The organism is uncultured Victivallis sp. (assembly GCF_944391105.1).
GTDB lineage: Bacteria > Verrucomicrobiota > Lentisphaeria > Victivallales > Victivallaceae > Victivallis.
On record NZ_CALXSK010000013.1, the window covers coordinates 56,420 to 75,634 of the forward strand.

Here is a 19,215-nt window from a genome sequence, read left to right on the forward strand (position 1 = left end):
TCTCTCTCAGTCAAGCCAGGCGGCGTTCCGGACGATGTTTTTGAAGGTCTCCTTGTCCAGGCCGCCGGCTCCGTTCATATCCGGATATGGGTTGTTGAAGATGATCGATTCGGCATGGCCGTCGGCGAACGCGAAGTTGGCCCGGTCCGAATGGCGCTTGAGGCCGCTGAACGGCTCGGGATCGGTGCCGTTCCCCGCCGGTTCACTGAAGAGTTCGTAGAGAACCTTCGTGCGGAAATTGATCCGTCCGTTGTTGGTGGCGCCGGGCTGACCGCCGTCCCACATCACCGCCACGTTCGAACTGTTCTGGATTTTACCGGCCTTGATCGCGGGGTAGATCCCCTTCGTGTACCAGGAGTGGTGCAGTACGCCGTTGAAGGTGTAGCAGTTGCTGCCGAGCGCAGCCGGATTCGCGCTGCGGCACATATAATTCGCCGCAGTGCCGCCGTAGGGTTCGTAGAACCCGCCGCCGGTCGGAACCGCATTGTTTCCGATGTTCTCTTCCCGGTTCGCATAGGGCGAGGGGATCCCCTTGTCGACGCTCGGGAAAATCTCCTGGTTGTCCGCGAGATACATATTGTTGCACATGCCGAGCTGTTTCAGATTGTTGATGCAGTTGGTCGCATACGCACGCGACCGGGCCTGGTTCAGGGCGGGCAGCAGCATGGCTGCGAGAATTCCAATGATTGCAATCACGACAAGAAGTTCGATCAATGTGAATGTGCGGCGCGCGCATGAGCTCTTCTCCGCGTGGAAGCCGAGGCTGCGGGATTTGCTGCGTGAGAGATTCTTGCTTGTTTCGTTCATCATGCTGCTCCTGTTTGGGTGTGGTTGAAAAGAAATATGGCGGCCGGTCCGGTCATTCGGGCCAGCGCACCAGATGTTCCTGAAGGGCTTCGAGAGTTTTCTCCGTTTCTCCGGCCTTGAAATGCTGAAAGATCCGGTGATGGCACGCCTGCGTCTCTTCGAACGCCTCCGAAAAGGCGGGGTGCTGGTAGTGGAACATCGCCCCCTGAAGGAAGGCGAACATTTTGATGAGCAGATTGTCATGGGAGGCCGCCACAAGCTGTTCGTGGAATTCGAGATCGGTGCGGCTGAAATTTTCGAGATCCTTTTCGCGGGTGAACCGGTCGAGATCCTCCAGAATCAGCGCGAGCCGGACAAGATCCTCCCGGGTGCGGCTGGTGAGCGCCTTGCGGACCGCTTCACGCTCGACCGCGTACCGGATTGTCTCCACGCTGCGGGGATCGCTGTCGCTGCAGCGGACATAGCGGTAACCTTTTTGAGGAATCCGTTCGAGCACGCCTTCGCCTTCGAGCGTCAACAGAATCTCGCGCACGACACCGCGTTTCAGCTCGAACTTCTGTGCGATCTCCCGTTCGCTGAAAAAGCGCTCCTTGTCGGTTGCCGTATAAATATATTCCCGGATCCGATTGACCATGCTCCGTTCCATCGTCCCACCCATCTCTTTTTGGTTGACTGATCAACTGGTCGACCAGTTGTTATAAATTATACCAGAAAACTGCGGTGATGTCAAGAGCTGTTTGAAAAAAAAACGCGATTTTTCCATCTGGTACGGCTGGAAAAATCGCGCAGTCGGAGCGGGAAGGGGCTCAGGCGGTTTTGCGTCCCGGGCATCCTGTGCGGAGGGAGTTGAGCAGCTCGGAGATTCGCACTTCCGCGCCGCAGACGACGGAGTCGGAGGCACCGTAATAGAGCAAGATGCGGTCGCCGTCGACGATCTGACCGTTCGTGAAGATGCAGTTGCCGTAGAATCCGTGCTTTTCGTAGTCGGCTTCGGGCTCCATGAAAGGGATTTCGGAGCGGGCGATGACGCGGGCGGGGTCGTCGCGGTCGAGAAGCAGACACCCGAGCGCGTAGCGTCCGGTCCGGTCGGCGCCGTGGTAGATTTCGAGCCAGCCGGAGTCGGTTTCGACGGGAGCGGCCCCGGCGCCGATGCGCTCTTCGTCCCAGTACCCGGGGCGGGTCATGGCGATGCAGCGGTGGTTGCCCCAGCAGCGCAGATCGGGCGATTCGGCCAGATAGATGTGGTTGCCGCATGCCGGGTCGCTCGGGCGGTGGAGCAGGTAATATTTCCCGTTGATCCGGCGCGGAAAGAGTGCGGCATCCTTGTTGCTGGGGGGCAGGATGAGTTCGGTGGGGGTGAAATGCTTCCAGTCGCGCGTGCAGCGACAGCCAACTGTGATTCCGGCGGGGCCGACGGCGGTGAACGTGAGGAGATATTCGCCGTCGATCTCTTCGACGCGGGCGTCCTCGATTCCGTATGCTTCGCAGGGGAGGGCGGGGAAAAGCCGGCTGTTGTAGTCGGGGACGAATGTCCTGCCGCCGTCATCGCTCCACGCGGGGAGCAGATGGGACATTGTGGTCAGGAGGAAGCGTCCGTTCCAGACGAAGCTGCGTGCTTCGACGCAGCTCAGTCCGGGATCATCCCGGCGGACACGGAGAACCGTGATCGTTCCGTCCTCCCGGAGAACGGGGGTTGCGAGCGAACCGGTTTCGGGGACCGGCCGTTCGGCGACGCGCAGCAGCAGCCCGATCCGGTTCCCGAACCGGAACGCACCGGGATTCAAGACGCACGTGACTTCGAAATCGGGCCGCGACGGCCGGAGATTCTCCGGTGCAAGCAGCGGATTGTTCGCAAAACGGTGAACGTTGATTTTCATCTGCATGATCCTTTTATTGTCCGGCTTTCGTCACTTCCTCCACGGAGACGGATTCGGGGCCGTCCAGATAGAGGATTCCGGAGGATATCGTCAATTCGGTCACATCGTCTCCGGAAGGTGCGACCGTGACGGGAGAGCCCAGATAGTCACAGGCGGATTTGATTTCTCCCTGCAATCTGACTTTCGCCTTGCGCGGGGCGCCGGTTACCCAGAGTGCACAGCCGCTGCCGCCGTCCGGTTTGTTCCACTGTGCGGTCCGCACTCCGCCCTTTTCGATGCGGAACTCCGGAACGGTTGAACCAACCGGGCGCATGCGGACGAGAGTTTTGTAGGCTTCCCATGCCGGTTTGGATGAGAGGTCGGCGTGGACGATGCCGAAGAAGTGTTCCGGATCGGAGTTGTTGTTTTCCATCGCCTGGAATTCGTACCAGAACACCTTTTTGACTCCATGCTTGAAGGCCGTGAGAATCGTGCGCGGCAGCAGACGGGCCTGCAGATCCTCGCTGTTCATTCCCAAACCGATGTAGTTGAAGGTGTTCGCGATGACGCCGCCTTTCAAATCGCTGTCGAATTTGTACCATGCGGCCAGCGGAGCACGCAGTTCTCTGCCTTCGGCATCTTTTCCGACGCCTTCGATCAGCGGAATCATCTTGTCGTTTCCCTGCAGGTTTCTGTCGGAGAGCACGCAGTTGGAACCGGTTTTTTCCCGGTAGCGCGGAAACGCGCTCTCCTGGCCGGCGGCCACGGACCCGGTGAAACTGCGCGGAAACGGACGGGCCCGGTCAAGCCACCAGGCGTCGAAGTCGATGTGGAGCTGTTTGCGCCATGTCTGGTCGGCCCAGCTGCGCTGCCAGCTGCCGTCGGCCTCCTGTCGCCAGGCGGTGTAGAAGGGAATGCCGCGCGGGAATACGGCGATTCCGCCGTTTTTCACATAATTCCGCAGTGCGTCGAAATGGGTCTGCTTCGATGAGAAAGTGGTGTCCGGTCCGGCGATCAGCACCGGATACTGTGCCGGATCAAGCGAAGAGAGTTCGTCGCAGGTGATGGAGTGAATCCCTTTGAGATCGGGGAAGAAACCTTTGAAGTCGAGTCCCGGAGAGGTGGTCGCCAGCGGCATTTCGTTGTCGTCAAGGATGGCAAGTGTCAGGCTGGCCGTCTTGATTCCGGCTGCCTTGAATGCTCCGGTTAGAAACGTCTTCATGAATCCGCGGTTGATGGTGGGCCAGCCGATTTCGGTGATCCAGATCTCCTTGTTCACGTTGTACTTTTTCATGAGCGCATTGAGTTCCTTCAGCTGGGGTTCCAATGCGGCCTCCGGAATGTCGTACCAGTTGTACGGATGGATATTCATCACGTCGAAATAGTCCGCGCCGCCTGCTTTGAAGAAGGTTTCGAGATAGGGAATCGGAATTTGCGAAGTCCCGCCGAGAACCACTTTCGCTTCCGGCGCTTTTCTCCGGATCAGCTCGAAGGTTGGTTTGAGCAGTTTCAGATAGTGGTCGGGGTTCGGATTTTTCCAGAACATCGCCAGATTATGTTCGTTCCAGATCTCCCAGTATTTCATCTCTTTTCCGTAGCGGTCGAGATTTTTCTCGCAGGAGGCGAGCCAGGCGTCGAGATGCTCATGAGCCGGTTCCTGCCATTTCGGTGCATAGCCGAGGATCGGCAGCAGAGTCAGGCCGTTTTTCTTCGCCTGGGCGAGTCCGGCGTCGTGGCGCTCCCAGTTCCACTGGTCCGGCTGCCGTTCCTGGTGTGCCCAGCTGAAGTCCGCCCGCACCATCGGAATGCCCGCCTCCCGGAGCATGGCGAATTCATCGGGAACATCCTGATACTCCCACATGACGTGAATGTTCACGCCGTATTCGTTTTCGAGTTTTTCTCCGCCGAACGCAGGGAGAAAGGTGAGCGCTGCGCCCGCGAGTGCCATGAAGATGAATTTCATATTGTATGATTCCTTTCGTTAACGGATTAATCTTTCCAGAGCGGACGGTACTGGCTGCTTCCTCCCCACGGCATCTCATCCAGCCGTCGCGAAGCGCTGTGTCCGTCTAGAAACGTGATATTGGTTCGTCCCTGATGACGGTCGGGGTCGAATTTGTTCAGAATCGCCGAGTAATCCACCGCCGCATCCCACGGGTTGCCGCTGTCCGCGGCAAGCAGTCGTTGAGAGAAGTTTCCCGCATTGATCCGGGTGATTTTCAGCGGCCGGGTGACCGCTCCGGAGGTGTCCCGCAGATTGTTGTTCATGCCGTAATGCTTGAAGCGGTCGGCCGGATCGGTCGAAGTCTGGGCCGGACAGCGGAAAGAACTCACCGGGACGTTGTTGTCGAGATACAGATCCCCTTTGCCCGGATAAAAACCCTGATAATCCGCACTGCGTTTTCCCCCGTTTCCAAGCAGGTAGGGCTGAATATGATCCTGCCACTTCTGGTAAGGGCTCTCCGGATTCTGCGGTTGGGGAATCCAGTCTTTGTTGTCGTCATAATACGACACGAATCCCATGCCGATCTGTTTGAGATTGTTGAGACAGCTGCTCTCCTTCGCCCGAGCCCGCGCCTGATTCAAGGCCGGCAGCAGCATCGCGGCGAGGATCGCGATGATCGCAATTACGACAAGGAGCTCTATCAAGGTAAACGCCGCTTTGACCGTTGCATGGTAGTGGGAGGCAGGGGGCGTTTCCGCCGCCCCCCGCACCCCCTGCGTCCGGCAAGGTGCCGGTGCCGGGTACGGAGCGGTTCCGGACGTGGCCGCGGTCGGCCGGCGCGAGGGGAAAGAGCCGCAAAAACGCGAACGGCTCTTCCCGCTTTTCTGCGGAAAGACCCATTCGCGTTTTTGCTCCACTTCGCCGCTTGCCGAGCGGAGACTTTGTTGCGGGGCGATGACTGGCCGATGGGGAGTTTGATGGTTGTTCGGTACGGGGAGAGACGCGGCTGCCATAGCCGCTTTCTCTCCCCCGAACCCCTCTCTTGACTGCCGGGTGCAGACAAGGAAAGAATGGTATATTTGACAAGTTTTCACCACCAGAAATTCTATTAATGTAAATCTTTTCATGCGTTCAAACCTCCTGTTGTTCAGTGAAATCAAGAACGGATTCGCCCTCGACAAGTTTTAATGGCAATAGGACGGACTCGACCTCTTCTCCGGCAATCTGGCGCAGCAGCGCGGTTGCCGCGACACGCCCCATCTTCCGGCGCGGCACTTCGATCGTGGTCAGACGGGGCGAGAACTGGGTCCCGACGTAATCTCCGTCGAATCCCGCCACGCTGATGTCTCCGGGCACCTCGAGGCCGCGTTTGCGCAGCGCCCGGCAGATCGCCACGCCCATCGTGTCGTTGGCCGCGAAGATCGCCGTCGGCGGGCAGGGGTTCTCCAGCAGTTTGGCGAGATCCTCGTCCACCGCCTCGAACCGGAAAAAACGCTGAACAATCGCGCTGTCCACCGCGATCCCGTGCGCGAGCAGCGTGTTGCAGTAGCCGATGTAGCGTTCCAGAAACGTCGTCTGCAACGGCGTGCTCACAAAACCGATCCGCCGGTGGCCGTGCGCGATCAGATATTCGGTCATCGTCGCTGCTCCAGCTTCGTTTTCCCCGGAGACGCAGCAGACTTCGGGAGACTCGATCCGGTTGTCGACCACCACGAACGGCAACCCCGCCCGTTTGAGTTCCCCGGTCAGCTCCTCCGGAATCCGGTTGATGAGAATCGCTCCCCGGAATCTCCCCTCGGCCGTCAATTTCCGCACAAGTTCGCGCGGGGTGCCGCATTCGTCCGTGTAGAAGTAGGCGAAACTGCACCCCGCCGCGGAAAGCCGGTCGTTGATTTCAAACAGGATCTCCGCGTAGAACGCGTGAGCGTTGCAGGTCACGTTCCGCGCCAGCAGCAGCGCGATCTGATTGCCCGCGCTTCGGCCCGGTTCCGTCTCTTCCCGGACGAAAGTGCCGCGCCCCTGGTTTCGCATGAGGATTCCGTCCGCGACGAGATCGCGCAGCGCCCGGTCGACCGTCGCAAGCGAGACGCCGTATTCGGCCATCAGCGCCCGCTGGGTCGGGAACTTCGCGCCCGGTGTGAACTCCTGCTTCGCCCGCTGCCTCAGGATTTCCCGCAGTGATTCATATTTGTTTTCCATCGATTCCGGTTTCCCATGTGAATAGATTCATTTGCTGTAAATTATACCGGGATCTTTTGGAAAAACCAAGTTTTTCGCCTGAAAAACCGGAGAAATCGCCGAAATAACAGCAAAAATGCCCTTTTTTTGCGATTCATCCGGAAAATTGAATCGAACCATTCGGGCGAATCTCACACCCGCCCGGTTTGCACAAGCACCTTTTCGGCAATCTCCAGAAATCTGCGCGCCTTGTTCGTCACCGTCGAGAGTCCGAAGAGCCGGAGGGTTTCGCGGTAAAGCGTGTCCCGCTCGCAGGAGCCGAAGTCGGTCAGAATCTCGTGCATGGCGTTCGCAAGTTCCTCCGGCGGAATCTCGTCGATGGCGCGTCTGGAGTTTTCATCCGCTGGAACGCGGTACTCCCGGTAGCTTTCCGCGGCAACTCCCTCCGGCCAGAAAACCCGGTTCCCCCCGTACCTGGAGTGTTCGAGCGTCTCCGGCAGGCAGGCGTTCAACACGCTCTGGATATTCTCTCCGGTGCGGTTGAACCCCCATGCCCGGACGATCCGTTTCTTGAGCACCGACTCATAAACCGGCCCTTCCTGCTGAACAACTTCGAGCATCTGCGCGCGGATTTTCCGGCGCGAGACCGGGTCGTAGAAGAACTCCGCACGCAACGGCTCGGCGTTCACCCACGGGCGATACTCTTTCCGGGGAGGCGGAGGCGCTACCGGTTCCGAAGGCGATTCGGGCGTCGCCGGTTGCGCACCCTGTTCCGGCGGCGGTTCGGACGGCTTTTCCGGCGCCGGAGCCGATTCTGGTTCGGTGCGGAGTTTCTCAAGCAGCGCGAGGAGTTTTTCCTCCGACCGGGTGCGGTTGAACACCCACTCCACGCTCCACGCGCGGTAGATGTGCCAGCCGAGCGAATGCAGAACCGAAGTGCGCAGATGATCGCGGTCGCGGGTGGTCCGCTGCGCGGCGTACTCCTCGCCGTCGCATTCGATCCCGAGCAGGAAATCCGAAGGCCTCTCCGGATGGCGGACGGCCAGATCGAACCGACAGCCGGAACGCCCGACGTTGCGTTCGACCGGGTAGCCGTGCGACGTCAGAAATCCGGCGATGGTGTCGGCCAGCTGCTCGACAGCGCTTCCTGAACCGCTCTTCGGCGCGATCCGGAATCCTTTTTCCGCGTAGTCGAGGAAGTATTTCAAATGCGCGGCGCCGACAGCCGAAGTCCGCGAGAGATCGATCCGGCTCGCGTGGATGCTCGAAAAAACCACCACCTGTTCCCTTGCGCGCGTGATCGCGACGTTCAATCGCCGTTCGCCTCCCTGCCGGTTCAGCGGGCCGAAGTTCATCGAAAATCCGCCGCCGGCATCCTCCGCGTAACAGATCGAAAAGAGAATCACATCCCGTTCATCGCCCTGAACGTTCTCGAGATTTTTGACGAAAAGCGGCTCGTCGCTCCGCTCATTGAACCACGATTCGAGATGAGGTCGCCGGGCACGCTCCTGTTCGATCAGATCTTCGATCAGATCCTTCTGGGCCTGGCTGAAGGTGACGACACCGATGCTGCGCCGCCGGGGACCGGGATTTTCAAGTCTCTCAAAAACATACTTCACAAGGGCTTCGGCTTCTTTCCGGTTCGTTCGCGTCGCCTTGCGGTCGTAGACGCCGTCGGGGATGAACCGGAAGCGCACACCGAGGCGTTCGCTGGAACGGACCGCCGGGAACGTGAAGAGCCGGTCGTCGTAATAGTAGTGGTTGCTGAACGAGATCAACGACTCGTGACGGCTGCGATAGTGCCAGTTCAAATAACTCGAATAGACGCCGGCGGCGATGCATTCGTCGAGGATGCTTTCGAGGTCGCCGATTTCGTCCGGGGACTCCTCTTCGTCCTCGTCGGATTCGCCTTTCCGGAAGAAGTTGGTCGGCGGCATCTGTTTCGGGTCGCCGACGACGATGAGCTGTTTTCCGCGGGCGATTACGCCGATCGCGTCCCAGACCGGGATCTGCGACGCCTCGTCGAAGACGATAAGATCAAACATCTCCGCATCGGGCGGCAGATATTGTGCCACCGAAAGCGGACTCATGAGGAAACACGGCTTCAGCACCGGTGCGAGCGTCGGAATCTGCTCAAGCAGCAGCCGGACCGGCTTCAGGCGTGCGCGTTTTTCGCATTCCCGCTTGAGGATTCCGAGTTCAGTTCCCTCGGGGCAGGGGCCGGAACGGCGGCGCGGCAGCGCGGCTGCAAGGCGCGCAAAGACCGCATTTTTCGAAAGTTCCGTGTATTTTTTGTCGAGTTCGCAGAAGCGGCGGATGCGCTCCTCGCGTTCGCTGCCGGTGAAATTGCACAGGACGGGCGACCCGGCGAGAATCTGGTTGAGCATCTCGTTGAGCAGGGCCGATTCGAACGCCTCCCCCGCATCGGCGAGGGGGATTTTTCCCGATTCGAGTGCCGCGGCGAAGACGGAGAGTCCGCGTGCCGCGGCGCTTTCGTGCAGTTTGCGGCAGCGCATCACCGCGCGGATCTCTCCGGCGCGGGCGAGCAGGGTTTCGATGACGGAGTTGAGCGAAGAGATCGATTTTTCCAGCTCCATTTCCGGTGCGAACCGGGCGAACAAGTGAAGTTTCTCCTGGAAATCGTTCCAGGCTGTGAGCAGTGCATGAATTCGATTCCGAGCCTCCGTGCCGTCGGCAAAGAGTTTTTCCGCCTGTGGCAGAATAACTTGCAGTTTCCAGAGCAGACGATCTTCCTCTGCGGAGCCGGAGGTGGTCACATGTTCGGCTTCATCCAGGATTTTGCGTGTCCGGTCGAGCAGTGCGGTCAGCCGGTTCCAATCCGGATTCCCGCCGTTCCAGAGTTCGCCCAGCAGCGATTCGGCTTCCGGCCGGGCGGCGTCGAGTTCACTCTGGCAGGCGGCACAGCTCTCGAGGTCGGGCAGGTCCCAGGCCAGCTCCGTGGCGGTGAGCCGGGCGCTGCCGAGTTTTCGGATCGGGGCCAGTTCCTTGAGAAGTGCATGGTTCCGAAAGAAGCGGAACAGAAAGAATGAGCGGGTGTTCGCTTCGAGCCGGGCGGCGATGCCGGGAAAATCCAGTTCCACAAGCCGTTCGAGGCGGTAGTTCGCAAGTTTCGCCGCCAGTTCCCTGCCGCGGGAGCCGGTCTCCGCCAGTTCCCGCAGAAATTCCATGCGGGAGATGAACTCCTTCGTAAAGAACTTCGCAGGGATATTGCCGCAAGTTGCGAGTTGTTCCGACAAAAGCGCCGTGCGGTAAAACTGCTCGACCGAATCGATCCCGGTCAGATCAAGTTCCGCTGCCTGAGCGTCGAAGCAGCGTTTCAACGTCCGGACGGCGTCGAGCAGAGTCCGCGCTGAATCGAGCAGTTCCCGTTCGAACCGGGGATTCCAGTCGGCGTTTTTGAGCGGCCGCAGCGCAGTGAGCGTGTCGGGGGAGATTTCCCGCAGGGCTCCGGCGAGGTCGACGGCCAGCTGCCGGGAGCGTTCGAACTCTTCCCTGGTCTGGGTGAGACAGTCAAGTTCAACGAGGCCGTCGGGCAGACTCTTCTCTTCGCCGAGACGGCGGGCGAAGCAATCTCTTGCGGAGAATCCGTTCGGGTAATGTTTGTGGAGTTCCCTTACATATTCGTTGAGTTCGCCGCGCAGCGCTTCGAGGTCGCCTGCGCTTTTCGCCCATTCGCCGGAAACGGGACACTCGGGCACGTTGAGCGCCTCGGCGAACTGCGCAAGCACCTCGCTCTTGCCCGCCTTGCTCGAATGGAGCTCCAGACAGAACGGCCGCAATCCGATGGAGGAGAGCCGCCGGTGGACGACATCGAGGGCGGCCTTCTTTTCCGAGACGAAGAGCACGCGCCGCCCGAGTGCGAGGTTGTGTGCGATGATGTTCGTGATGGTCTGGGATTTGCCGGTTCCGGGCGGCCCGTGCAGCACAAAGCTTTTCCCCGTCTGCGAGTAGAGTACGGCCGCCAGCTGTGAGGAGTCGGCGCTCATCGGGCAGTAGAGTTCGAGCGGGTTCAGGTGAGAGGCGATCTCTTCCGGCGGGAACACGTCGATCCCGTCGTCGAAGATGCCGCCGCCCTCGATCAGGTGGTTGACCAGCGGGTTCTTTCTGAGAATGTCGATCCGGGTGGTCATATCGTTCCACATGATAAACTTGTCGAAGGAGAAACGGCCGATTTTCGCCTCTTCGCGCACCTCCCACCCCTTCATTTCCCGGAGGCTCTGGCGGAAAATCTGCATGACCAGGTTCACATCCACACCGGAGTCGTCGGTCGGCAGCGGCGAGAGGCCGGGAATCGTGAGCTTGAACTGCGTGCGCAGCAGTTCGAGCAATGTTTCATTGATGATCGTGTCCTCGTCGATCCGGGCGATGCGGATTCCTTCCGTCATCGAGCGGCGTTCAAGCCGGATCGGTATGAGCAGAATCGGCGCGAGCCAGGAGCGCTCGTCGCGTTCGGAGGATTTCCATTCCAGAAAGCCGACGGCGAGGAAAAGCGTGTTGACTCCCCCTTCCTCAAGATCGGTGCGGCTCTGGCGGTAGAGACCGGTCAGACGTTTCTGGAGTTCACCGGGGGGAAGCAGGGCAAACAGCCGCTGCTGCGAGAGCTCTTTTTCCAGCAGCTGTTTGAGTGTGGAAGGAACCCCGCTGCTGCGCAGCATGGCCAGGTCGTGCTGATCCTTTTCACTGAGCACTCCGGAGAGCGCGCCGAGAGAGAGCGTCTCATCCGCGGCGATCTTGTCTTCGAGCAGCGTGATGTCCGGACAGATGATCGGGATCACCTGCCGGGTGTCCCGCACGTTCAGAAGCCGGTTGCGAAGCGAGAGGTCGAGCAGCTTCTGCGTCCAGCGCGTCACGCGGTCGAAACGCCCGGAGCTGTTTTCCATCGCGGAGAGATCGATTTCCTCGCGCAGCCGGCGTTTCTGTTCCGGGCCGGGTTCTTTGACTTCCGGCTTCGCCGGGGTGATTTCGATGCCGTTGATGCTGCGCAGCAGTGGCAGCGGACGGATGTTGCTCAGCCGGGCGCGGGAGATGTCGATCGCGCACTGGAAATCCCCGTCGATGTTCAGATGAGACGCCCGCGCCTCGGCTTCGGCTTCGGAAAAGGTGGCGTCTTTGGTGACTGCGGTGGTTTCGATCACGAGAAATTCGTCGAGATCGACCAGTTTGCGGATCGTCTGCAGATCGTCCATCGGCAGGTCGGCGAAATAGCGGTCGACCAGGTGGCATCCGACATAGGCGTGCCCCTTCTGGAGCAGGATCACCGGATGAAGTTCGCACTGTTCCATCACCGAGGCGAAGAGAATGGCGGTGTCGAGGCAGGTTCCGAGCCGGAAGTGGAGGACGGCGTCGGCGAGCCGGATGCGCTGTCCCGCAACGCCGAACGAGGCGGGCGGATTCGAGTAGCGGATTCCCCGGGCGTGGAGCGCGCGGAAGATCGCCGAACAGATTTCGTAAACCCGGGTCTTGTCCGCCTGGTAGCCCTCGATGGCGGAAGAGCCGGTCGCTTTGCGGAGTTCTTCGGCGACGGCGCCGAGAACGATTTGGATCTCCTCCTGATTCGGGGTGACGAAGGAGGCGAGCAGTTCCGGCATGAACTGACTTCCGAGCCACTGGTCGGGCGCGAACGCGGTCACGTCGTAGTCACGGGTGAACAGCAGCTCTTCTCCGCTGCGGATCTCCAGACGGAGTTTGCCGCGGACCGCCTCGGTGAGCGGAGCCAGCCGGGTGTAATCCAGTTCGATTCCGAGTTCATGAAGCGCAAGTTTTTCTCCGGCTTTCAGGGAGTCGACGTGGATGCTTTTCGGCCGGATGAGCAGCGGGATCGATGAAAACGAACACTCCAGATCAGTCAGGTCGCGACCCGTGGAATTGTGCAGGTTCAATCCCGAAACGACCGGAAAGGCGTTCTGCTGCAATGCGAGGTTGAACAGGGAAAGATACTCAAGTTCCGCGGAAAACGTGCGGTCGGGGGCGGGGTTCTGCGCTGTATCCATTGTTGTTGCCGTCGTGGTGGTTCCGGGTTGATGACAGAATTTTTCTTACCGTACCACGAATTTTCGTTTTGTCAAGCCGTCCGGAGGCGTCGAAGAAAAATGAGACGGATCAAACGAAAATTCCCCGCCGGGCCGGCGATCCCGGCAGGGATGTTTCTGCGGGTTATTTCATGACCGGGAAAAGTTCGCCGGACAGGCGGAGCGCAGCCTGTTCGATGGCCTCTTTGGCGGCGATCACGTAGGTTGCGCCGGCCAGGGATTCCTTTGCCGCCCCGGTTGCGAGGAGTTTCTTTTCGCGGTCGAAGACCGAAAGTTCCACGCGTGCCGAAGCCGAGGTGAATTTCCGATAGTCCCCCGCCTGCGAGGCGACCGCTTCGCCGGTCACGGTGAAATCGGCTCCGGCTTCCGCGTTCACCACATCAAATCCGAGTTCGAGCAGCAGTGCCTTCAGCGCGGTTTCCGCTGCGGGATCGGGTACGGAGACGTTGATCTCTTCCTTCACGCGGACGAACACCTTGCGCTGTTTCCCCGAAACGGTGCTTTTGAGCTGTGTCGCGGCGGAGTCGACGCTTTCCGGACGCGGGAGCAGTTTTTCCGACTGTTTTTCCAGAATCGCTGCGATTTTCGGGGCGAGTTCCCCGGTCATTCCGGCGAAATCCCCCGTGCCGGAGACGCTGCATCCCATCACCCGGCTGGTTTCCGTGCCGATGATCTTGGCGACAAGATAATGTTTGTCGCCGGACTGAAACATCGAACCGGTGATGAGGATTCTCGCTCCGACGAATTTGCCGAGTTTGAGCTGACTCTCCTTCTCCGTCAGTCCGACGGCGGAAAGCTGCAACTCGTCCAGCGCTTTGTCAAGTTCGGCGCGTTCAACCAGCTCCACGGAACCGGTTTCCAGCAGGGAGATCCCGATCAGTTCCGCGATGGATTTGCCGTCGGCATTCTGTTCGCCCGACCGGGTGCGCGCCTCAAACGGCAGCACTGCGACGGTCGGAATCTGCACGCTTTCGGCCCACACGCAGGAAACGGATAACGCCGTCAGCAGGATCAGTAAGAACTTTTTCATTTTGTTTCCTCCATAAATTGCCTGACAAGAAGCACATTGTCGATCTCATTCAAATCCATTCCCGGCGTGAATATGACGATCCGCATGCCCTCCTTCTCCAGCCGGATCCATGTCAGTTCGCCATTCAAATCGAGCTGCTGTTCCTTTCTGCCATAATAGACGCTTAGAACGCCGGAGTTCTTAGCGCATCCTCCGGAAATCCGCTCCCAGCCGCCGCCGATTGCGAGCGGAAAATCCCGTTTGTCCGGGAAACAGAGCGTCAGTTTTCCGGCAGGGAAATCCGTCCTGTCCGTGGCGGGGGGAAGTCCGCCAGTGACGGCGATCCCGTCCGGCCGCAGATCCGGCAGCTCCGCGAGCAATCCGGCTCCGAGCTGCATGAGCAGCCGCAGCTGCTGAGGAGGCAGGCTGTTGTCGCCGGCGATGCTCCATCCGGACAGCGGTTGCGGAGAGTGGAAACGCAGTTTCTGTTTCTCTCCGTTCAGCGTCAGTTCAGCGTCGAGTGCGGTTCCGGGTTCCAGCGCCGGAAGTTCCAGCCGGATCTCTCCGTGTCCAGAGGCGAGAATCCGGCCGTGTCCGGTGGTGATCGTCCATCGGCCGTTTCCGGGCAGTGTGACGGGCCGCCCCGACCACAGGTTTACGACTTCCGTTCCGCACAGCGCCAACGTCAGCACACACCAGCAGATCGACAGCGTCAGCTTCCTCATATCTTCTCCTTGACGATGAAATAGCGTTGATATCCGAGAAACAGCACCCCGTCCGGCCGTTCAAACAGAGCGGAGCAGACCGGCAGCCACAGCAGCGGCGACCGCTCCGGGGAGGCGAGATCGATCACTCCCGGCGTGTAGTTCGCGCTGAAGAGGAGTTTCCCGCGGAAACACCAGGGACGGTTCATCTGCCAGAATCCCCCCTTGAGCACGACCGGCCGGGCCGCCGGATCGTCGAACCGGTATCGTTTGCCGCTCTGGTTGAACAGCCACTGCGCACGTTTTTGCTCCGGATCGATCCGGTAGATCCGCTCTCCGTGTGCCATCGTGAAGCAGTAGACTTCATCCCGCTGCCGCCACAGCATGTCGATTCCGGCGCCGGAGAAGGGGAAGCGGACGAGGCGGGTGAAATCCCCGGAGACGGGGGAAACGGCATAGACCATGGTGTTTCCCGGGGTGGTGACGGAGAAGAGCAGCATGTTTTCGTGCTCCAGGAGGGAGTTCACCTCGCGGATCTTCAGATGGTCGAGTTCGTTCTGCGGTTCGACGCGGGCGGTGCTGAAGTGGATTTTCCGGTCGGAACCGTCCGGTGCGCAGGAGACCAGCGTGCAGAACTCCCCTTTGTGGAGATTGCCGCCGCCGAGTCCCCAGATCCGGCCGGAAGCTGCCGCGAGCGAGACCGGGGGAACCGGCAGAAACTCCGGAATTTGTGTCCATTGTTGCGTTGTCCGGTCGTAACAGTGCAGATTTCCCCGTTTGTCGCCGATCACGGCGAGCGTTTTACTGACGGTGAACGGGGCCGGACGGCGGGCGATCACATCGTCGTTGCCGTCGAATTCTTCGTTTTTCAACGGGGTTTCCACGCAGGGAATGACGGTTCCGTCGTCGCGCATCGCTCCGAGCAGAATCCGGGCGTCACCGCTGCGGCGGAACAGCAGCCAGGTTTCGTCGTCCGTCCGCGCCGAGCCGAGCAGGGTTTCGATCGTTCCGGACGCGGGGCCGGAGCGGAACAGATCCCGATACCGACCGGTCTCGATGCGAAAGGCGCAATTCGCGTCGAAGAAGAGTTGTTCCGCCGCCCGGCTGCGGAAATTGCCCTCCCGGTCGAAGAGGCGCGAGAGGAGCGACGCGTAAAGATTGGCGGTTTTGTTTTTCGTGAGCCGGTCATAATTGTATTTCCGCAGGGTTTTGACCTGTGAAATGAACGCTTCGGGCTTCTCCCCCTGAAGGATCATCATTTCCAGCGTCGTCCAGTCGCCGACGGCATAGTGTTCCCGCCGGTAGGCGGCAAGTTCCCGGCGGTAGAGCGCAAGCGCGCCGGTGGTCTGGAAAACGAAATTTTCAAAGATTCTTGCCGCTCCGCCGCTGCCGTGATGGGTCGGGCCGGACGGTGGTTCGAGCATCCGGGGAAAGTGATGCTTCGCCTCCGCGAAAAACTCCCGGAACACTTCGGCATAGCGCTCCTCCTTCTCCTCCTGCGGAACGGCGCACACTTTCCGCATGTAGCGCAGCAGCAGAAACTGCCGTTGAAGAAACGGAATGGAACTTCGCCGGGTGAACTCCAGATATTCCGTCATAAGGGGTGAAGTCAGATGGCTGCGGATGATCCGGCGTCTGATTTCCGGCGAATCGCAAAATTCTCCGGCGCTCAGAAAATCGAGTGCCAGCCCGTGTCCGTTGCGCGAGATGATCGATGCGATCGGCTTGTTCCATTCCGGATGAGCGGCGTGCAGTTTCTCCGCGATCCGGAAAAATTGCAGTTCCAGACTCAGCTGCTCCTTCAGGCACTGTTCGAGAGAGAGGTAGGATTCGAGGCGGCAGCTGCTGAGGCAGACGCGGCTGAAGTTGTTCAGTTCTTCGGGCGTGGAGATGGTTTCCGGGGCCGGGCACGGATGCCGGAGCCGCGCTTCCTCCCCCGCCAGTTGGCGCATTTCGCGCAGAATTCCTTCCGCCAGTCGGTATTCGGCGCTTCCCGGGCGGCAGCGCCGCCGGTTCAGGCCCGGCAGAACGTAACTTGTGTACATGACGCCGCCGGAGTCGGTCTCTCCGGGGAACTCCTGCCGGAACTTCCGGCACCGTTCCCATTGCGCGGGCCACTCTTCGGCAAGTTCCGGCCAGGGGACGTTCCTGCAGAGATCGTCCGCCCGGTAGCAGATTTCGGCGTATCGATAGCGGGGATTGTCCGGAGCCAGCGCCAGCGCGGCTTCGAGTTTTTCCCGGCACTCCGGCGTGAATTTCGCATCGCTTTTTTCCAGAGCGGAGAACTCCTCGAAGAACCGGGCGGCTTCCGTCCGCCGGCTGCGCCGCTGTTCGCGCTCCTGCTGAAATACGGTTTGCAGCTCGCCGCACACCGCTTCGCAGAATCCTTCCGGGTCGGTAAATGCCACGGTTTTCTCACAGCGTCCAGCGAGTTGCCCGTCGAGATCGCGGACGAGAAGTTTCGCGTTGACGCCATCGTCCTTCGCCTCGAATTCAACACTCAGCAGCAGCGCGGATGGCGTGAGCGCGAATGTCTGCCGGGTCAGTTCCCGTTCGGCGGTCACGAGTCCGAGCCGGGAACGTTCCAGAAGCTGGACTCCGGGAATCCGGAGCAGCCGCTCTTCAAGCTGCGAGACGAAAGCCTCGAGTTGCGGTTCCCGTTTTCGCGGAATTCCCACCTTTCGCACGGAGACGATGGCCAGATAGCGGGGGATCTCCCGGCGGCTTTCGGCAATCGCGCGCCGGAGATCGTCCGCCGGATGTTCCGAGTCTCCGCTCCGGATCAGAAATCCGTTTTTCCCGTTGAACACAATCAGCCGTTTTCCCGACACGACGGCGAAGTAATCCGCGTGCGGAAAACAGCGAAGCAACTCCTGTGGCGAAAGCGCCGCGGTGTGCAGCCGGTGTTCCTGCAGAACCTTTTCGATTTCCGTGCGTTCGAGCAGCTGGATTTCCGGCGCGTCGGAGAGTTCCGCCGTCAGCAGAGCGACCGCTTCGGGGTCGCCGGTCAGGGCGACCTTCAGCGGTGCGGCCCACAGCGCAAATGCGCCGACCAGAAAGAGCAGTGTGGCGGAATGTTTCATCATGCTTTCTCGAAGGACCCCTGCAACATTGTTGCGGCGGTTATCCCAGTTCCCCGCCGTCGTAGTGATTGCCGCTGCGCCGGGTTGCGGGCAGGTCGATCCGGAGTCGTCTGCCGTTCCACTTCAGATCGAGATCCAGAACCAGTGTCTCTCCGTCGCAGCGCGAAGTGACGATCTCCCCGGAAATTCCGGGCGTATCCAGATAGATGGTGTCCTGGTCGGAGCAGGCGAGCGAAAGCCGGATCCTCTTCCCGGCTTCGTCCAGGAGCGTGAGAATGACCAGATTCTCCGGAGGAGACTCCGAGCGCTCTCCGGTGTAAAGCTCTTCATTCACGAAGAGCACCGCCGCATCCTCCCCGAAAAGCCGCACCGTTTCCGAAAGTTTGGTGTAGGGATTGAACGAGACGCTCCTCTCCTCCGACATTTGCGGCAGGATGACCGCGGCCGCAGTCAGAAGCAGCAGAAATCCGGCCGCGCAGCGCAGCAGGATGGCGTGCCGTTTTTTCCGCCGCTCATCATCAATCCGCCGGAAAAACGCTTCGGCGAATTCGGCTTCACTCTGCGAAAAACGCGTCTGCATGGAGCTCTTCTCTTCCAGCAGGGAATCGAGTTGTTTTTCATTCATTTTGCCATCTCCTCATCGTTTGCAGGAGCAGGGATTTTGCCTTGTGAATCCGCTGATACAATGTATTGGGGCTGCATTCGAGCAGCCGTGCCGCCTCCGTTCCGGGGAGCCCGCTCAACACTGCCACATGGATGGTTTCCCGGTACAGTTCCGGCAGTTCTTCGATTGCCCGGTCGAGTTCATCGAGCATTCTGCTCCGGGAATCGTCCGGGTTCTCTTTGTCCGGCAGGCGGGACAACGCCTCTGTCATGCGGGATTCTCGCGCCCGTCTGCGCAGGGTATCGTAACTCTCCGAGACCACGATCCGGGACACCCATCCCGCGAGCGCTCCGGGTTGATTCCGGAACTGGGTGCGCCGCTCCCACGCCTTGAGCAACGCGCGCTGAACGGCATCGTCCGCATCGGCGGAGGAGTTGACGATATGGAATGAGATGGAGCGGAACAGTCCGAGTTTTTCCCGGATCAACTCCGCAAACAATTTTTTCCATGCGTCATCCCGATTCATGTATGCTCCCGCCGGCTTTTTTATCGAATAAGACGTTTTTTCACGCGGTTTCTTAGTCGACCGCGATGAAAAAAACGATTTTCGATTCATCCATATCCGGTTGAACCGGGCGTCGAAGCCAGTACCGGGAATTATTATACCCCCTGGTGCTCCGATTGCAAGCGCCTGTGCCGGGAAATGACAGGAAAGAATCGGTCTTCCTCGGAAAAATTTGCAAGGAGCGGTTTCCATCGTCATGCCGCTCCGGAATGTTCAAGCGCTTTCCGGGCAAACACGGTCATCCCTTCGGTTCGCCTTGCTCCGGTTTCACGGGCAGATTGTGGAGCCCGGATTCTGCCGTCCGCATCGCAGTGCACCTCGCGGATCTGGATAAAGAAGATGGTATGATAAATAGCTGACGTTCGCGGTTTCTGCTTGCGGCGTGTAATTTATGGCGATTAACTTACACGTATG

General features: G+C 59.8%; 12 protein-coding genes. All 12 read right to left on the reverse strand.

What is annotated here, in order from left to right; all coding sequences use genetic code 11:
* Nucleotides 1-6: 6 nt before the first annotated feature.
* Complete coding sequence (locus Q0K10_RS06205; RefSeq protein WP_294504655.1) at nucleotides 7-810, reverse strand: prepilin-type N-terminal cleavage/methylation domain-containing protein; 804 nt, start codon at nucleotides 808-810, stop codon at nucleotides 7-9.
* A gap of 49 nt (nucleotides 811-859) precedes the next feature.
* Complete coding sequence (locus Q0K10_RS06210) at nucleotides 860-1,453, reverse strand: GntR family transcriptional regulator (RefSeq protein ID WP_294504657.1); 594 nt, start codon at nucleotides 1,451-1,453, stop codon at nucleotides 860-862.
* Nucleotides 1,454-1,613: 160 nt separating this feature from the next.
* Nucleotides 1,614-2,684, reverse strand: a complete 1,071-nt coding sequence (locus tag Q0K10_RS06215) for a glycoside hydrolase family 130 protein (RefSeq protein WP_294504659.1) — start codon at nucleotides 2,682-2,684, stop codon at nucleotides 1,614-1,616.
* A gap of 13 nt (nucleotides 2,685-2,697) precedes the next feature.
* Nucleotides 2,698-4,626 carry a glycosyl hydrolase 53 family protein gene (locus Q0K10_RS06220; RefSeq protein ID WP_294504662.1) on the reverse strand — a complete coding sequence of 643 codons (1,929 nt, stop codon included), beginning with the start codon at nucleotides 4,624-4,626 and terminating at the stop codon, nucleotides 2,698-2,700.
* A gap of 26 nt (nucleotides 4,627-4,652) precedes the next feature.
* Complete coding sequence (locus Q0K10_RS06225) at nucleotides 4,653-5,621, reverse strand: prepilin-type N-terminal cleavage/methylation domain-containing protein (RefSeq protein ID WP_294504664.1); 969 nt, start codon at nucleotides 5,619-5,621, stop codon at nucleotides 4,653-4,655.
* Nucleotides 5,622-5,739: 118 nt separating this feature from the next.
* Complete coding sequence (locus Q0K10_RS06230) at nucleotides 5,740-6,807, reverse strand: GntR family transcriptional regulator (protein WP_294504666.1); 1,068 nt, start codon at nucleotides 6,805-6,807, stop codon at nucleotides 5,740-5,742.
* 170 nt (nucleotides 6,808-6,977) lie between these two features.
* Nucleotides 6,978-12,797 (reverse strand): DUF3320 domain-containing protein, encoded by a 5,820-nt coding sequence (locus Q0K10_RS06235; protein WP_294504668.1) that lies wholly within the window; start codon nucleotides 12,795-12,797, stop codon nucleotides 6,978-6,980.
* Between the two features lie 163 nt (nucleotides 12,798-12,960).
* Nucleotides 12,961-13,866 (reverse strand): CsgG/HfaB family protein, encoded by a 906-nt coding sequence (locus Q0K10_RS06240; RefSeq protein WP_294504670.1) that lies wholly within the window; start codon nucleotides 13,864-13,866, stop codon nucleotides 12,961-12,963.
* Complete coding sequence (locus Q0K10_RS06245; protein WP_294504672.1) at nucleotides 13,863-14,570, reverse strand: hypothetical protein; 708 nt, start codon at nucleotides 14,568-14,570, stop codon at nucleotides 13,863-13,865. Before Q0K10_RS06245 ends, Q0K10_RS06240 begins: the two co-directional genes overlap by 4 nt.
* Nucleotides 14,567-17,635: a hypothetical protein gene (locus Q0K10_RS06250; protein WP_294504675.1), complete on the reverse strand. Its 3,069-nt coding sequence runs from the start codon at nucleotides 17,633-17,635 to the stop codon at nucleotides 14,567-14,569. Before Q0K10_RS06250 ends, Q0K10_RS06245 begins: the two co-directional genes overlap by 4 nt.
* Before the next feature lie 37 nt (nucleotides 17,636-17,672).
* Complete coding sequence (locus tag Q0K10_RS06255; RefSeq protein ID WP_294504677.1) at nucleotides 17,673-18,257, reverse strand: hypothetical protein; 585 nt, start codon at nucleotides 18,255-18,257, stop codon at nucleotides 17,673-17,675.
* On the reverse strand, nucleotides 18,250-18,762 hold the full coding sequence (locus tag Q0K10_RS06260; RefSeq protein WP_294504679.1) for an RNA polymerase sigma factor: 513 nt from the start codon (nucleotides 18,760-18,762) through the stop codon (nucleotides 18,250-18,252). Before Q0K10_RS06260 ends, Q0K10_RS06255 begins: the two co-directional genes overlap by 8 nt.
* Nucleotides 18,763-19,215: the final 453 nt, after the last annotated feature.

What these genes read in the sequence shown, in the direction of transcription:
- Q0K10_RS06235 (WP_294504668.1), bottom strand. Translation starts at nt 12,797, where the DNA reads ATGGATACAGCGCAGAACCCCGCCCCCGACCGCACGTTTTCCGCGGAA.
- Q0K10_RS06245 (WP_294504672.1), bottom strand. Translation starts at nt 14,570, where the DNA reads ATGAGGAAGCTGACGCTGTCGATCTGCTGGTGTGTGCTGACGTTGGCG.
- Q0K10_RS06205 (WP_294504655.1), bottom strand. Translation starts at nt 810, where the DNA reads ATGATGAACGAAACAAGCAAGAATCTCTCACGCAGCAAATCCCGCAGC.
- Q0K10_RS06250 (WP_294504675.1), bottom strand. Translation starts at nt 17,635, where the DNA reads ATGATGAAACATTCCGCCACACTGCTCTTTCTGGTCGGCGCATTTGCG.
- Q0K10_RS06210 (WP_294504657.1), bottom strand. Translation starts at nt 1,453, where the DNA reads ATGGAACGGAGCATGGTCAATCGGATCCGGGAATATATTTATACGGCA.
- Q0K10_RS06240 (WP_294504670.1), bottom strand. Translation starts at nt 13,866, where the DNA reads ATGAAAAAGTTCTTACTGATCCTGCTGACGGCGTTATCCGTTTCCTGC.
- Q0K10_RS06260 (WP_294504679.1), bottom strand. Translation starts at nt 18,762, where the DNA reads ATGAATCGGGATGACGCATGGAAAAAATTGTTTGCGGAGTTGATCCGG.
- Q0K10_RS06225 (WP_294504664.1), bottom strand. Translation starts at nt 5,621, where the DNA reads ATGGCAGCCGCGTCTCTCCCCGTACCGAACAACCATCAAACTCCCCAT.
- Q0K10_RS06255 (WP_294504677.1), bottom strand. Translation starts at nt 18,257, where the DNA reads ATGAATGAAAAACAACTCGATTCCCTGCTGGAAGAGAAGAGCTCCATG.
- Q0K10_RS06220 (WP_294504662.1), bottom strand. Translation starts at nt 4,626, where the DNA reads ATGAAATTCATCTTCATGGCACTCGCGGGCGCAGCGCTCACCTTTCTC.
- Q0K10_RS06230 (WP_294504666.1), bottom strand. Translation starts at nt 6,807, where the DNA reads ATGGAAAACAAATATGAATCACTGCGGGAAATCCTGAGGCAGCGGGCG.
- Q0K10_RS06215 (WP_294504659.1), bottom strand. Translation starts at nt 2,684, where the DNA reads ATGAAAATCAACGTTCACCGTTTTGCGAACAATCCGCTGCTTGCACCG.